The organism is Microbacterium sp. ZKA21 (genome assembly GCF_050434165.1).
GTDB lineage: Bacteria > Actinomycetota > Actinomycetes > Actinomycetales > Microbacteriaceae > Microbacterium.
This window is the reverse complement of the sequence record NZ_JBNPVV010000002.1, coordinates 222,176-235,995: the sequence shown is the minus strand read 5'-3', so window position 1 is coordinate 235,995 and position 13,820 is coordinate 222,176. Positions and strand designations below refer to the sequence as shown.

Genomic DNA, 13,820 nt, shown 5'->3' with positions numbered 1-13,820 from the left:
CCGGATGCTCCGGGAAGCGCGGAGCGGTTCTCCGAGGGGTGCGTGGGGGTCACGGAACCCGCTGGAGCCACGCGTCGGTCGAGAACTTCGACTCGACGAGGGCCTCGGCATCCGCGTACTCGTCGGCCGTGATCGCACCATCCTCGGCGTGGGTCAGCGAGCGGAACGTGTCCTTGAACCGTTCGATGATCTCGGCACGGGAGAGCCCGGTCTGGCTGCGCAGCGGATCAACGCGCTTCGCCGCCGACGTGGTGCCCTTGTCGCTGAGCTTCTCGCGGCCGATGCGCAGCACCTCGGTCATCACCTGACCGTCGATGTCGTACGACAGGGTCGCGTGGTGCAGCACGCCGCCGTTGGCGAGGCGCTTCTGGGCGGCCCCGCCGATCTTGCCCGTGGGTGAGGCGATGTCGTTGAGGGGCTGGTAGGTCGCGTCGATGCCGAGCGAGCGCAGCGCCTGCAGCACCCAGTCGTCGAGGAAGGCGTAGGAGTCGGCGAACGTCAGACCTTGGACGAGGGATGCCGGGACGTACAGCGAGTACGTGATGATCTGACCCGCCGCCATGAGCATCGCCCCTCCGCCGGAGATGCGGCGGACGACGTCGAACCCGTGGCGGGCGGCGCCGTCAGGGTCGACCTCGTTGCGGTACGACTGGAACGAGCCGATCACGACGGCGGATTCGTTCCACTCCCAGATGCGCAGCGTCGGACGGCGGCGCCCCTCGCCCACACGCGAGGTGAGCACCTCGTCGAGCGCGAGATTCATGCGGGGGGACACGGCCTTCTCGTGCACGATCTCCCAGTCGAAGTCCTGCCAGCCGGGGGCGGTGACCAGAGCTCGCCGGACGGCGGTGCCGACCGCTTCGGGCGTGAAGCCGAGCAGCTGGGCACCGTCGGGGAGGGCACCGCGGACCGCTGCGGCGATCGCCGTGGCATCCGACTCCACCATCAGGCCGTTGACGGCCGCATCGATGTCGTCGAGAGCGGTGTCGGGCTCGAGGAAGAAGTCTCCGGCGAGCCGGAATCCCTCGATCCGCCCGTCCTTGACCTCGAGGTCGACGACGACGAGCTTTCCACCCGGGACCTTGTACTCACCATGCACGGTCCCAGCCTACGCCGGGCGGCGTGACCTGTGCCGCTCAGCCGCGGGAGGGGATGTGCTTGTCGAGCCAGGCCAGCAGGTCGGCGCGCACGGCGCCCTGCTGCAGCTCGTTGAAGATCTCGTGGCGGGCGTCGGGGTAGACGAGCGTCGTCACGTCGGTGAGCCCGGACCGCTCCCGGTACTCGTCGGCGAGGCGATGCACGCTCCGCGGACCGCCGACGGCGTCGTCTCGCCCCACCATGAGCAGCATCGGGATGTCGCGCCCCAGGCGCTTCTTCGGTCGACCGTACAGCTTGAGCGCCTCGACCGGGCCGAACAGCTTCAGCAGCGGCACGTTGGTCGTGAGCGGGTCCGTGTCGAACTCCTCCCACACCGCGGCGTCCCGGCTGAGCCATTCGTAGCCGGTGGCGTTCTCGCCCTCCCAGCGCGCGTTGAGCGGCGCGGCGTTGAGCATCAGCGGCGTCCGCAGCGCCGAGCCGGACAGCACGACGGCATCCCACGCCTCTGGATGATCATTCACGAGCATCTGCGCGAGGAACGATCCCCACGAGTGACCGAAGAGCACGAGCGGCAAATCGGGGTTCTCGTCGCGGATGATGCCGGTGAGCTGCCAGATCGCGTTCTTCGCGGCGTGCAGACCTCCCTTGCCGAGACGGCCGAGCTTCGCAGCGTCCCCGTGCTGGCGCATGCCGGTACGACCGTGCCCCCGATGATCGTCGGCGTAGACGGTGAAGCCCTCGCGGGTCAGCGCCCCGATGAGTTCGCCGTAGCGGCCGGCGTGCTCGCCGACGCCGTGCAGCAGCTGCACGACCCCGCGCGCCGCGCCCTCGGCCGGATGGACGTCGTAGACGATCGTGATGCCGTGGGCATCCGTGTACTCGGCTGTACGGGACGCGGCATTGCGGGGGTCGGCCATGGCAGAGAGTCTACGGACGCGACCGCTCGCTGTCCGCACCCCTCGTCAGAGCCCCAGCGCCTCGAGCACAGCGAAGGCGGCGAGCCGGTCGGTGACCTCGTGGCCTCCGACACCGTCGGCGGCCGACCCCATGCGCACACCGCCGGATGCGGCGACGGTGCGCTTGGCGGAGAAGTGCACGGCATCGACGCCGGTCGCGACGATCTCCGCGACGGATGCCGCATCCACTCCGCTCCCCGCCATGATCTGGATTCCACCGGCCGCCTCCTCGACCAGGCGACGGAGCACATCGATGCCGTCGATCGCGGCCGAGGCGCCACCGGAGGTGAGGATCCGGGTCAACCCCAACTCGCGGGCAGTGTGCATCGTGGTGACGGGATCCGCCGTGACGTCGATCGCGCGGTGCAGCGTCACCGCGGCACCACCCGCGGCATCCACCAGCCGGGCCATCGCATCCCGATCGAGTCGGCCGGCCGCGTCGAGGCAGCCGACCACGACACCGACCGCACCGGCGGAGACGGCGAAGCGCACGTCCCGCTCGATCACGTCCAATTCGTCCGCGTCGTAGTGGAAGCCACCAGCCCGCGGGCGCACGAGCACGTGCACCTCCGGACCACCGGCGGTCGCTTCGGCGAGCGCGCGCTCGAGCGTTGCAGGCGACGGGGTCAGCCCGCCGAGCGCGAGCGCCTGAGTGAGCTCGACACGCGCGGCGCCCACCTCCCGAGCGATGCGCACTCCGGCGATGTCCTGGACGGCGAGTTCGAGAGCGAGGGTCACGGCATCCATTCTCCCGTGCCACACGGCCCGACTCGTTTCCGCACCGCCTCTAACGTTGTAGGCAATCGCTTCGATCACGGTCGAAACGAACGGTTGTTGCCGACGGCGTCCCGTGCTAGTCTCGGGAAACCGGTTACCGAAGAAGCGTTTTCTCTCGCGGCGACCGGCACCCGAACTCGATGATGAGCGCAGGAAGAGGCCTCGAATGTGGACCGAACTGGCGATGATGCGGACGCAGGCATGACCGTGCTGTCTGCTCCCCAGACCGCGGAGCCGGACGTTCCCGACGTGACAGACGCACCGCCTCCCACCTACCGTGCTCGCCCATGGTGGCAGCAGATCTGGCGGCACAAGGCGCTGTACCTCATGGCGCTGCCCGGCATCGTGTACTTCATCGTCTTCAAGTACGTGCCCATGGGCGGGCTGGTGATCGCCTTCCAGGACTACTCGCCGTTCCGCGGCATCGGCGGCAGCCCCTGGGTCGGGTTCGAGCACTTCATCCGGTTCTTCACCGAAGACACCTTCATCATGCTGCTCACCAACACGGTGATCATCTCGCTGCTGCTGCTGGTGTTCGCGTTCCCCGTGCCGATCATCCTCGCGCTCCTTCTGAACGAGGTGCGCACACGGGTGTTCCAGCGCAGCATCCAGACCGTCATCTATCTACCGCACTTCATGTCGTGGGTGATCGTCGTCTCGCTGTTCTACGTGCTGCTGACCACGGACGGCGGCGGCATCAACAACCTGCTCGTCTCCTGGGGCTTCGACGAGGTGCCCTTCCTGACGGATCCGAACTGGCTGCGGCCCCTCTACACGGTCCAGGAGATCTGGAAGAGCGCCGGCTGGGGAACGATCATCTACCTCGCGGCGATGACCGCCGTCGACCTTCAGCTGTACGAAGCCGCTGAGATCGATGGCGCAGGCCGCTGGCGGCAGACCTGGCACATCACGCTGCCGGCGATCCGCCCCACCATCATCGTCATGTTCATCCTGTCGATCGGCGACTTCCTCGAGCTCGGCTTCGAGCACATGTTCCTCATGCTGAACTCGCTCAACCGCGAGGTCGGCGAGATCTTCGACACCTACGTGTACACGGCCGGTATCCAGAACGGGCAGCTCAGCTACGCCACCGCCGTCGGCCTCTTCAAGGGCCTGGTCGGTCTCGTCCTCGTGATCATGGCCAACCGGCTGGCGAAGAAGTTCGGCGAGGAAGGCGTGTTCTGATGTTCTCGTTCGAGGGCTTCATGCGCATCAACCTGTTCCTGCGCGGCGTGTACCGGATCGCCTACCTGAACCTGCTGTGGATGGCGACGACTCTGCTCGGCCTCGTGGTGTTCGGCATCGGCCCTGCGTCCTACGCCGTGGCGGCCTACATCGACCGCTGGTTCCGGTTCGGCGAGACGCCGCCGGTCACGCGCGCCTTCATCGGCCACCTGCGCACGCACTACTGGCGTTCGGCGGCGATGGGCTGGATCCTCAGTGCTGCTGCGGCGATCGTCATCACCAACATCTTCGCCGCCTCGACGTGGCTGCTGCAGTTCGGCAACGTCGCCGCCCTGGCCGTGATCGCCGTCATCGCGGGCTACGTCTTCCCCGTGATGGCCGCGACCGACGTCCGCGGCCTCCACCGCCAGATCGCCGCCGCGCTCATGCTCGGCGTCGGCTCCCTGCACTGGACGATCCTCGCGGCCACCGCGGTCGGCGTCACGGTGTGGCTGCTGACGACGTTCGCCCTTCCACTGCTGGTGCTGTTCGGCATCGGCATCCCGGCGGCCGCCATCGGCTTCGTCACGCGCATCGTCTTCGGGCAGCTCGCCGCGGATGCCGACGGCACCGCCACTCAGACCTCACCCCCCAGGGCCCGCGCGACCGCGCCGGCCCGTCTCCACCTTGCGAGAGGAACATCAGAATGAGGAATCACTCAAGGCTCGGAATCGCCGTCGCTTCCGTCGCCATCGCATCGCTCGCGCTCACCGCGTGCGGAGCGTCCGACGCACCCGCGAACAGCAACGAAGGCAGCAGCGGAGAAGTCACCGCCCCGGAGAGCATCACCTGGATGGCGATGCTCCACACCCCCACCACGCCCGAGGCCGACGGGCCGATCGCGACCGCGCTCGCGGAGTACACGGGCACCGAGATCAACTTCCAGTGGGTGCCGGATGCCTCCAAGGATGAGAAGATCAACGCCGCACTGGCGTCGGACTCGCTCGCCGACATCACCTCGCTGTCGAACACCACGAACACCTCTGTCCGCCAGGCTCTGAAGTCCGGCCAGTTCTGGGACGTCGAACCGTACCTGAAGGACTACGAGAATCTCTCCAAGATCGACGAGAAGACGATCGCCTCGGCACGCGTCGACGGTCACCTGTACGGCGTTCCGGTGCAGAAGCCCATCGCCCGCTACGGCGTCCTCGTGCGTCAGGACTGGCTCGACAACCTCGGGCTCGAGACCCCGCACACGATCGAAGAGCTCAGCGAAGTCGCCGTGGCCTTCGCCACTCAGGACCCCGACGGCAACGGCCAGAACGACACCACGGGTTTCATCGACCGTCTGGAGAGCTTCAAGCTCGGATTCAAGACGCTGGCGGGCTACTTCGGCGCTGGCAACAACTTCGTCGTCGAGGACGACAAGGTCATCCCGACCTTCCAGACCGACGAGTTCAAGGAGGCCATGGAGTGGTACCGCGGCCTGTACGAGCAGGGCGCGATCAACGGCGAGTTCGTCACCATGCAGAAGCAGAACCAGCAGGATGCCATCGCCCAGGGCAAGGGCGGCATCATCGTGACGGGTCTGTTCGAGGCCAAGAACTACATGAACCTGGCCACGAGCGCCGACCCGAACACCCCGATGGCCTGGGCGCTGATCAACGACATCACCTTCGAGGACGTGCCGCGACGCATCATCTCCGACACCAACGGCGGCTTCGGCGGCTGGCTGGCCATGTCGACCAGCGAGGTCAAGGACGAGGCCGAACTGAAGGGCATCCTCGCGTTCATCGACAAGCTGCTCGATGAAGAGGCGTTCGCCCTGATGACCAACGGCATCGAGGACGAGCACTACACGATCGACGCCGACGGCGTCGTGACGATCAGCGATCAGCCGAAGTGGGAGCAGGAGGTGCAGCCGTACAACTCGTCCCGGCCGTCCGACATCGTGACGACGTTCAAGAGCTCCACGCCGTACGTCGACGAGGGCAACGAGAAGATGGCCGAGAACGCCGAGTTCGCGGTGGTCGATCCCTCTGCACCGCTGTCGTCCGACGCGTTCGACCAGAGCTGGTCCACGATCCAGCAGGCCGCCAACGACGCGTACAACAAGTACATGGTCGGCCAGCTCGACATGGCCGGCTACGAGGACGCGATCGAGAAGCTCGACGGCCAGGGCCTCGACACCATCATCGAAGAGCTCAGCGCCTCCTACGCGGAGAACAACTGAGATGCGCAACCGTTCCCGACTGACGCTCGCCACCGCCTCGGCTGCCGTCGTCGCACTCGCGCTCGTCGGATGCGGCGCATCGGGCGACGCATCCGCCGACGGTGGTGGAGCCGCCGAGATCCCCGAGGAGATCTCCTGGATGGCGATTCTGCACACGCCGACGACTCCGGACGCGGACGGCCCCATCCAGACCGCTTTGGAGGAGACCACCGGAGCCGAACTGGACTTCCAATGGGTTCCTGCCGCCTCCGCCGACGAGAAGATCAATGCCGCACTGGCGTCGGACTCGCTCGCCGACATCACATCACTGACCAACATCTCGAACACCTCGGTGCGCCAGGCGCTGAAGTCCGGCCAGTTCTGGGACGTCGAACCGTACCTCGACGATTACCCGAACCTGTCCAAGATCGACGACCAGACGATCGCGTCCGCTCGCGTGGACGGGCACCTCTACGGTGTGCCGTTCCAGAAGCCGATCGCGCGGTACGGCGTGATCGTCCGTCAGGACTGGCTGGACAACCTCGGCCTGGACGTCCCGCACACGATCGAAGAGCTCGGCGAGGTCGCTGTGGCCTTCGCGACGCAGGACCCGGACGGCAACGGCAAGGATGACACCACGGGATTCCTCGACCGCCTGGAGAGCTTCAAGCTCGGGTTCAAGAGCCTCGCCGGCTACTTCGGCGCAGGGAACAACTTCGTCGTCGAGGACGACGAGGTCATCCCGACCTTCCAGACCGACGAGTTCAAACAGGCCATGGAGTGGTACCGCGGCCTGTACGAGCAGGGCGCGGTCAACGGCGAGTTCGTCACGATGCAGAAGCAGAACCAGATCGACGCGATCGCCCAGGGCAAGGGCGGCATCGTCGTGACCGGACTGTTCGAGCCGAAGGGCTACATGAACCTCGCAGTGAGCTCCGACCCGAACACGCCGATGTCATGGGCGCTGATCAACGACATCACCTTCGAGGATGTGCCGCGACGCATCATCTCCGACACCAACGGCGGCTTCGGCGGCTGGCTGGCCATGTCGAAGAGCCAGGTCGAGACGGAGGACGAGCTCCGAGGCATGCTCGCATTCATCGACAAGCTGCTCGATGAAGAGGCGTTCACGCTCATGACGAACGGCATCGAAGACGAGCACTACACGGTCGACGCCGACGGCGTCGTGACGATCGCCGACCAGCCCAAGTGGGAGCAGGAGGTGCAGCCGTACTCGTCGTCCCGCCCCAGCGACAACGTCGTCACGTTCAAGAGCTCGACGCCGTACGTCGATGAGGGCAACGAGAAGATCGAAGAGAACACGGAGTTCGCGGTGGTCGACCCGTCGCTGCCGCTCTCGTCCGACGCGTTCGACCAGAGCTGGTCCACGATCCAGCAGGCCGCGAACGACGCGTACAACAAGTACATGGTCGGTCAGCTCGACATGGCCGGCTACGAGGACGCGATCGAGAAGCTCGACGGCCAGGGCCTGAGCACCATCATCGAAGAGCTCAGCGCCTCCTACGCGGAGAACAACTGAGATGAGCGGAACGCAGGTGCAGAGCACTCCCACCCGTATCGGGCCCAGCAGCGTCAAGCGCACGACCCTCGCGCTGCAGGACGCCATCGATCGGGCGGCGGACGCCGGCGGCGGGCGTGTCACCATCACGTCCGGCGTGCACGAGACGGGCGCCCTGCGCCTGCGTTCCCGCGTCGAACTCCACCTGGAGGCGGGGGCGGTGCTGCGATTCGTCGCAGACCCCGCCCTCTACCCTCCGGTCGGCGCGCGCTGGGAGGGTGCAGCGACCACGATCCACTCCCCCTGCATCTACGCCAGGGACGCGTCGGACATCGCGATCACCGGTCGCGGCGAGATCGACGGCGGCGGCGCCTGGTGGTGGGATGCCTTCCGCAACGGGTCCCTGTCATTCCCCCGTCCGACGCTGATCGGCCTGCACGGCTGCTCGCGCGTGGAGATCAGCGGTGTCACGCTGCGCGACTCGCCGGCGTGGACGGTCCACCCGCTGCTGTGCGAGGACGTACGGATCTCCGGCATCCGCATCCTCAACCCCGCCGACTCCCCCAACACCGACGGCATCGATCCGGAGTCATGCCGCAACGTGCGCATCAGCGACTGCCACATCGATGTCGGCGACGACTGCATCGCCATCAAGGCCGGCAGCGAGAAGTCCCTCGACCGCGTGCCGTGCGAGAACATCGCGATCACGAACTGCACCATGGTGCACGGCCACGGCGGCGTCGTGATCGGCAGCGAGATGTCCGGAGGCGTCCGCGGCGTCGTCATCTCGAACTGCGTGTTCCAGGGCACCGACCGCGGCATCCGCATCAAGTCGCGTCGCGGCCGCGGCGGCACGGTGGCCGACGTGCGGGTCTCGAACATCGTGATGGACGCCGTGATGTGTCCGCTCGTCATCAACCCCTTCTACTTCTGCGGCCCGGAGGGCAAGGCGCCGATCGTGTCCGACCGGACGCCTCAGCCGGTGGATGCCGGGACACCGCGCTTCCGCGGCATCCACCTGGCCCACATCACCGCGACGAACGTCACGTCGTGCGCCGCCTGGGTCTCGGGCCTTCCCGAGGCTCCCATCGATGACCTCACCATCGACGACTTCGTCGTCTCGTTCGCACCGGATGCCGTTCCCGTCGTCCCCGCGATGGCCGACGGCGTCCCGGCGATGGCGTCGGCCGGAGTGCACGCGCAGTTCGCGAAGGGCCTGCGCCTCACAGGCCTGCGGATCGACGGCGCCGTCGGCCCCGTGCTCGTGACCGACGGCACGGCGACCCTGGAGACCCGCGGAGGTGCGCTGGTATGAGTGTCATGATCGATTCGTCGAAGTCCCAGGACGCCACCCCGGCTGCTCCGTTCCGGCGCCGCGCCGAGCTGATCATCGCGGCTGTCGGCTTCGCGGCCTCGGCCGTGCTGCAGGGCGGTGTCGCCCTGGTGATCAACCGGGCGGATGCCGAGACGCTCGAGGAATCCGTCCTCCCCGCCCTCACCGCCGCCGGTCTCGACGTCCCCACGGCCGATGCGCACACCGTGCTGAACACTCTCGCGGCATGGTTCGGGTTCTCGCTCGTCGTGATCGCACTGCTGTGCGCTGTCGGCTGGTTCTTCGCCACGTATCGTCCGCGTCGTCGCTCGACGGGCTGGTGGTTCGCCGGCGCAGGACTGGCCTGCCTCATCGGCACGCAACTCGTGCTGTACCCCGTCGCCTTTCTGTTCTTCCTCTCCGCAGCGCTGTTCGCGGTGCGGAAGCCGACGCCGGGGAGCCGGACATGACGCCATCTCTCCGTACAGACCTCTTCCTCTCCGCAGCGCTGTTCGCGGTGCGCAAGCCCACCCCTGGGAGCTCGAAATGACCAACACGGTACCCGTCTCAGACGCGACGATCCCGATCCAGGTGCGTCGTGCGGCCCGCAACAAGCGCCGTGTCACACCGGGCCGCCGCGCGTTCACGATCATCAACGCCATCGTCCTGATCGCCTTCGCGCTGATCTGCGTGCTGCCGTTCGTCAACGTGCTGGCGAGCTCGCTGGCCACCCCCGGGGAGCTCGCGACGCGCCCGTTCATCCTGTGGCCCGAGACGTTCAGTCTCGACGCGTACCGCTACATCCTTTCGACGCCGACGATCTTCCGGGCGCTCGGCGTCTCGGCGATCGTCACGATCGGCGGCACGTTCATCTCGCTCGTGCTGACCGCGTTCATGGCGTACGCGCTGTCGAAGAAGCATCTGAAGGGCCGCAGGGTCATCAACTTCATGGTGCTGTTCACCATGCTGTTCGCCGGCGGGATGATCCCGACGTTCATCGTCGTCAAGAGCCTCGGCATGATCGACTCGCTGTGGTCGCTGATCATCCCGGTGGCCATCAACGCCTTCAACTTCGTCATCATGCGCAGCTTCTTCCAGGGCATCCCGGAGAGCCTGGAGGAGGCGGCGCGCATCGACGGATGCTCCGAGTTCGGCGTCTTCTGGCGGATCGTGCTGCCGCTGTCGCTGGCCTCGATCGCCACGATCGGCCTGTTCTACGCGGTCTACTACTGGAACACGTATCAGAGCGCGATCCTGTACATCAACAGCTCGGAGCTGTGGCCGATGCAGGTGCTGCTGCGCCAGATCGTGATCGTGGCGAGTGGACTGAATGCCAGCGAATCGGCGGTCGACATCGTGCCGCCGGCGCAGTCGATCCGCATGGCCGTGATCTTCGTCGCCACGCTGCCGATGCTCCTCATCTACCCGTTCGTGCAGCGCTTCTTCGTCAAGGGCGCGCTGGTCGGCTCGGTCAAGGGCTGAGAGCTCCCGATCCCGGCTGGCGTCCCCCGGCCGGCCGGGATCGGTGTCGGCGCTGCCCGCCAGGATCGCAGATCCGATCGTCGGCGGCTGCGTCTCGTCCGGATCGGATGATGCGGACGTTCTGCAGTCACCTCGATCGAGGACGGTAGCTGCCGCGGAAGGTCCAGGACGGCCCGATCGCAGGGCCGAATCCCTGCGACATCAGGGTCAGGATGCCGTCGGCGCCGATGACCAGCCGCAGGCGCACCGAGGCGATGTCGTCGGCCACGGCGCTCAGGCGCACGTCGAGCACGCCGGGCGCCGTCCAGCCGGCCGTGGCGACGGCGTCACCGAGCGGCGTGATCGCCGTCGTCGGGCGTGCGGTCGCGAAGACGAGCTCGTGCTCGGCGTCCCAGCGCACGCGGCCGCCGTCGGCATCCGCCTCGACGACGATCCCGTCCGGGGCGTCTTCGCCGGTGATCGCGTCCGCGGCGGTGCGGACAGACCTGGCGTGCCGCGGATCATGCGGCGGTGCGGGTGGTGCCAGACCGATCTCACGATCGTCGATCGGCTCGCCGCCGTTCGGCACGTCGTCAAGGACATCGCCGAGCGCCCGCAGCAGCATGTCGACAAGCCGTTGATCGCCACCGGTGAGCGTGGTCGTATCCGCGGTGACGACGGCCGCGAGCTGCCGCTCAGGGTCGCCGTAGACGATCTGCCCGCCGAGGCCGAACATCATCCAGCTGCCACCGCCGGGGAGCCAGATCTGGCGCCCGTACCCGGCGCGCAGCGGGGCGCCCCAGGTCTGCATCCCCGGCGAACTGCGGTGCTCGAGCAGTCGCGAGACGACGCGTTCCGGGATGATGCGTTCGCCGCCGCGGCATCCGCCCTGATTGAGGGTTTCCGCGATGGGGAGCAGATCCGCCGGTGCCAGGACGAGACCGGAACCGCCGTGGCTGATCCCCTCGGGGCCGGTGAGGAAGCGCGCCCCGGCACCGATGCCGAGCGGGTCGAGCAGACGGAGCCGGAGGTAGTCGAGCATCGGCATCCCGGCGAGGCGCTCGACCAGCGCCGCGAGCACGTACGAGGCGCTCGTGTCGTACGCGAAGAGGGTGCCTGCGCGGTGCGTCGGCGGCACGCGGAAGTAGGAATCGAACCAGCTGTCGGATGCTTCGACGTACGTCGTGCGGCTGTACGGTCCCGTCATGGCGAGCATGTCGTCGATGCGGGTCTGCTCGAGCCAGGAGTGGACGGGCGCCTGCTCGGGGAAGTGCGTCAGGATGCCGTCGTCGAGGTCGAGCAGCCCCTCCTCGGCGAGCAGCAGCACGGCGAGGCCGGTGAACGACTTCGACACCGAGTACAGCCGGTGCGGCACGTCGGGCCCGAACGGGGCGATGCCGTCGCGCACGATCGTGCGACTGGCGACGCTGATCTCGATCGAGTGCAGCGCGATGTCCGCGGCCTGCGCCTCGGCGAGCAGGGTCCGAAGGGTCACACCGCGTCCCTGACGCCGGCCAGCAGACGGTCGGCGACCTCGGCCGGATCCTCGGGTGCGCGGTCCATGATCGCCACGGCGAAGTCGAGCCGCAGCGTCTCGCCCGTGCCCAGATACCGTCTCGTGTCAGCGGCGACCGCTGGGCCGAACCCGACGTATCCCTCGGCGCGCACGAACCACGGCATCCCGTTCGTGCTCACCCCGATGAGCGACGTGTGCTCGGCATCCAGCGCGATCCACGGCGAGAGCGACCCGTGCGCAGCATCGACACCGATGCCGTCGGCGGTGCGCACGGCGGCGGCGGGGAACGGCGCCCGCCAGAACACGCCGCCGTAGAAGGCGCCCGGGCGACCGTTCGTGTGCGGACTGCCGAAGCTCACGTCCTGCGTGGTGGCGGTGAGCCGCGAGACCCAGACGATCTCCCAGCCGTCGTCGCCCTCGCGGACGGTGATCGTGCGTTCCTCGTCGAGCAGGAGGTCGCCGCGCCCGTCGAGCCAGGCGAGCTGCTCGATCACCGCGCCGCCCTGCACCTCGCGCCCTGTCACCCGCTGCGTCCCGTGGTTGTCGAGCATCGTGGACCCCTGGTCGCGGACGTACGTGCGCCCGCCCCAGAAGGTCGTGCCGTTGACGTCCGGCAGCGCGGCGCTCAGGCCGAGGTGATGGAGGTGGTCCTCCGGCTCGACCTGTGTGACCGGCACTCCGAGCGGTGTGGTCGCCGTCAGGAACGGCCGAGGCGAGAGCCGCGGGTCGACGGCTGCTCCATCGTGATACTCGATGACCGCGGCTGCACGGCGCAGCAGCTCGACGGTCATGCCGTCGCCCTGGTGCTGCTGCGCGGGGCGAGGGACGGCGAGAACATGATCGGCTCGCGCAGCGGATCGGCCGTCATCTCCGCCCGCAGCACGGTCCAGATCTGCTCCCCGATCTCGCCGAGTCGCGACGTCATGGTGGTGAGCGACGGCGACGAGTAGCGCGCGAAGGGGATGTCGTCGAAGCCGGCGACCGACATCTCCTCCGGCACGGAGACGCCCTCCTCCGACAGCCGGCCCAGCAGGCCGAGCGCCACGACGTCGTTGTAGGCGATCACCGCGGTGGCGCCGGTGGCGCGCAGCGCCGGCCAGGCGTCGTAGCCGTCCTCGAACGAGTGCCCGCACGGCACATCGATGATCTCGACGCCGGGTTCGCTCTCGCGGATCTCGGCGAGACCGCGCTCGCGCTCCCAGTTCGCACGCGCGTACGCGGGGCCGGCGAGGAAGGCGATCCGACGATGACCCAGCGAGATGAGGTGCTTCGCGAGCACGATCACGCCCTCGTGATAGTCGATCAGCACGGATCCGGCGTTCTTGCCCGTGGTGCGGTTGAAGACCGCGACCGGGCCGATCCGGGGCAGCAGTTCGAGCAGATCCGGCCGGGTCATACGGGGAGAGAACAGCGCGACGGCGTCCGTGCGGTCGCGCAGGTCGCGGGCGAGATCCGGTTCGCCGTCGGCATCCTCGAACGAGTCCGTGACGACGACGTGGTATCCATCTGCGGCCGCGGCCCTGTTGAAGCCGTGCAGCACCTGGTGGAACATCGGGTTGCCGAGATCGGGAACGAGTACGCCGACCGTCTTGCTGACGCCGAGCGAGAGCGAACGGGCGGTCTGGCTCGGCGTGTAGCCGAGCTCGTCGATGACCTGCCGCACCCGCTGCGCGATCTCGGCGTTGACCGTCGGGATGCTGTTGAGCACCCGCGAGACCGTCGCCTTCGAGACACCGGCCGCCTGGGCGATGTCGTTGATCGTCGTCTCCCGGGTCGGCGCCGTCCGCGCTCGTCGTGTCGCCATC

The 13,820-nt window shown here is 67.8% G+C and carries 13 protein-coding genes; 7 read left to right on the top strand and 6 right to left on the bottom strand.

The genetic code is table 11. The features are described from left to right. Positions 1-49: 49 nt before the first annotated feature. Genes M2317_RS05370 through M2317_RS05360 form a run of 3 tightly spaced genes read right to left on the bottom strand, consistent with a single transcriptional unit; the run spans position 50 to position 2,801 of the window. Positions 50-1,099: a lipoate--protein ligase family protein gene (locus M2317_RS05370; protein ID WP_429458048.1), complete on the bottom strand. Its 1,050-nt coding sequence runs from the start codon at positions 1,097-1,099 to the stop codon at positions 50-52. A gap of 37 nt (positions 1,100-1,136) precedes the next feature. Continuing rightward, positions 1,137-2,015 carry an alpha/beta fold hydrolase gene (locus M2317_RS05365; RefSeq protein ID WP_429458046.1) on the bottom strand — a complete coding sequence of 293 codons (879 nt, stop codon included), beginning with the start codon at positions 2,013-2,015 and terminating at the stop codon, positions 1,137-1,139. 45 nt (positions 2,016-2,060) lie between these two features. After that, on the bottom strand, positions 2,061-2,801 hold the full coding sequence (locus M2317_RS05360; protein WP_429458043.1) for a copper homeostasis protein CutC: 741 nt from the start codon (positions 2,799-2,801) through the stop codon (positions 2,061-2,063). A 231-nt stretch (positions 2,802-3,032) separates the two neighbouring features. Between M2317_RS05360 and M2317_RS05355 the strand changes: the two genes are divergently transcribed. From M2317_RS05355 to M2317_RS05325, 7 genes are all read left to right on the top strand, one after another. Further along, a complete protein-coding gene (locus M2317_RS05355; RefSeq protein ID WP_429458040.1) occupies positions 3,033-4,016 on the top strand; it encodes an ABC transporter permease in 984 nt (327 codons plus the stop codon). Further along, positions 4,016-4,705 carry a YesL family protein gene (locus M2317_RS05350; RefSeq protein ID WP_429458038.1) on the top strand — a complete coding sequence of 230 codons (690 nt, stop codon included), beginning with the start codon at positions 4,016-4,018 and terminating at the stop codon, positions 4,703-4,705. The genes M2317_RS05355 and M2317_RS05350 overlap by 1 nt, the downstream gene beginning before the upstream one ends. Continuing rightward, positions 4,702-6,228, top strand: a complete 1,527-nt coding sequence (locus tag M2317_RS05345) for an extracellular solute-binding protein (RefSeq protein WP_429458036.1) — start codon at positions 4,702-4,704, stop codon at positions 6,226-6,228. The genes M2317_RS05350 and M2317_RS05345 overlap by 4 nt, the downstream gene beginning before the upstream one ends. A gap of 1 nt (position 6,229) precedes the next feature. Next, entirely contained in the window at positions 6,230-7,747 is a 1,518-nt protein-coding gene (locus M2317_RS05340) for an extracellular solute-binding protein (RefSeq protein ID WP_429458035.1), read from the top strand. 1 nt (position 7,748) lies between these two features. Continuing rightward, positions 7,749-9,041 (top strand): glycoside hydrolase family 28 protein, encoded by a 1,293-nt coding sequence (locus M2317_RS05335; protein WP_429458032.1) that lies wholly within the window; start codon positions 7,749-7,751, stop codon positions 9,039-9,041. Continuing rightward, a complete protein-coding gene (locus tag M2317_RS05330) occupies positions 9,038-9,508 on the top strand; it encodes a hypothetical protein (RefSeq protein ID WP_429458029.1) in 471 nt (156 codons plus the stop codon). Before M2317_RS05335 ends, M2317_RS05330 begins: the two co-directional genes overlap by 4 nt. 76 nt (positions 9,509-9,584) lie before the next feature. Then, a complete protein-coding gene (locus tag M2317_RS05325; RefSeq protein ID WP_429458027.1) occupies positions 9,585-10,520 on the top strand; it encodes a carbohydrate ABC transporter permease in 936 nt (311 codons plus the stop codon). Positions 10,521-10,647: 127 nt separating this feature from the next. Here the strand turns inward: M2317_RS05325 and M2317_RS05320 are convergent, their stop codons facing one another. Genes M2317_RS05320 through M2317_RS05310 form a run of 3 tightly spaced genes read right to left on the bottom strand, consistent with a single transcriptional unit; the run spans position 10,648 to position 13,819 of the window. Further along, the gene (locus tag M2317_RS05320) at positions 10,648-11,994 is read right to left on the bottom strand and encodes a serine hydrolase domain-containing protein (protein WP_429458025.1); all 1,347 of its coding nucleotides are present in this window, start codon (positions 11,992-11,994) and stop codon (positions 10,648-10,650) included. Next, complete coding sequence (locus tag M2317_RS05315) at positions 11,991-12,806, bottom strand: DUF6807 family protein (protein ID WP_429458023.1); 816 nt, start codon at positions 12,804-12,806, stop codon at positions 11,991-11,993. The genes M2317_RS05320 and M2317_RS05315 overlap by 4 nt, the downstream gene beginning before the upstream one ends. Further along, positions 12,803-13,819 carry a LacI family DNA-binding transcriptional regulator gene (locus M2317_RS05310; RefSeq protein ID WP_429458021.1) on the bottom strand — a complete coding sequence of 339 codons (1,017 nt, stop codon included), beginning with the start codon at positions 13,817-13,819 and terminating at the stop codon, positions 12,803-12,805. Before M2317_RS05310 ends, M2317_RS05315 begins: the two co-directional genes overlap by 4 nt. Position 13,820: the final 1 nt, after the last annotated feature.

Excerpts from the sequence above, each read along its gene's own strand:
- M2317_RS05365 (WP_429458046.1), bottom strand. The coding sequence starts at position 2,015 with ATGGCCGACCCCCGCAATGCCGCGTCCCGTACAGCCGAGTACACGGAT.
- M2317_RS05360 (WP_429458043.1), bottom strand. The coding sequence starts at position 2,801 with ATGGATGCCGTGACCCTCGCTCTCGAACTCGCCGTCCAGGACATCGCC.
- M2317_RS05355 (WP_429458040.1), top strand. The coding sequence starts at position 3,033 with ATGACCGTGCTGTCTGCTCCCCAGACCGCGGAGCCGGACGTTCCCGAC.
- M2317_RS05350 (WP_429458038.1), top strand. The coding sequence starts at position 4,016 with ATGTTCTCGTTCGAGGGCTTCATGCGCATCAACCTGTTCCTGCGCGGC.
- M2317_RS05345 (WP_429458036.1), top strand. The coding sequence starts at position 4,702 with ATGAGGAATCACTCAAGGCTCGGAATCGCCGTCGCTTCCGTCGCCATC.
- M2317_RS05340 (WP_429458035.1), top strand. The coding sequence starts at position 6,230 with ATGCGCAACCGTTCCCGACTGACGCTCGCCACCGCCTCGGCTGCCGTC.
- M2317_RS05335 (WP_429458032.1), top strand. The coding sequence starts at position 7,749 with ATGAGCGGAACGCAGGTGCAGAGCACTCCCACCCGTATCGGGCCCAGC.
- M2317_RS05330 (WP_429458029.1), top strand. The coding sequence starts at position 9,038 with ATGAGTGTCATGATCGATTCGTCGAAGTCCCAGGACGCCACCCCGGCT.
- M2317_RS05325 (WP_429458027.1), top strand. The coding sequence starts at position 9,585 with ATGACCAACACGGTACCCGTCTCAGACGCGACGATCCCGATCCAGGTG.
- M2317_RS05315 (WP_429458023.1), bottom strand. The coding sequence starts at position 12,806 with ATGACCGTCGAGCTGCTGCGCCGTGCAGCCGCGGTCATCGAGTATCAC.
- M2317_RS05310 (WP_429458021.1), bottom strand. The coding sequence starts at position 13,819 with ATGGCGACACGACGAGCGCGGACGGCGCCGACCCGGGAGACGACGATC.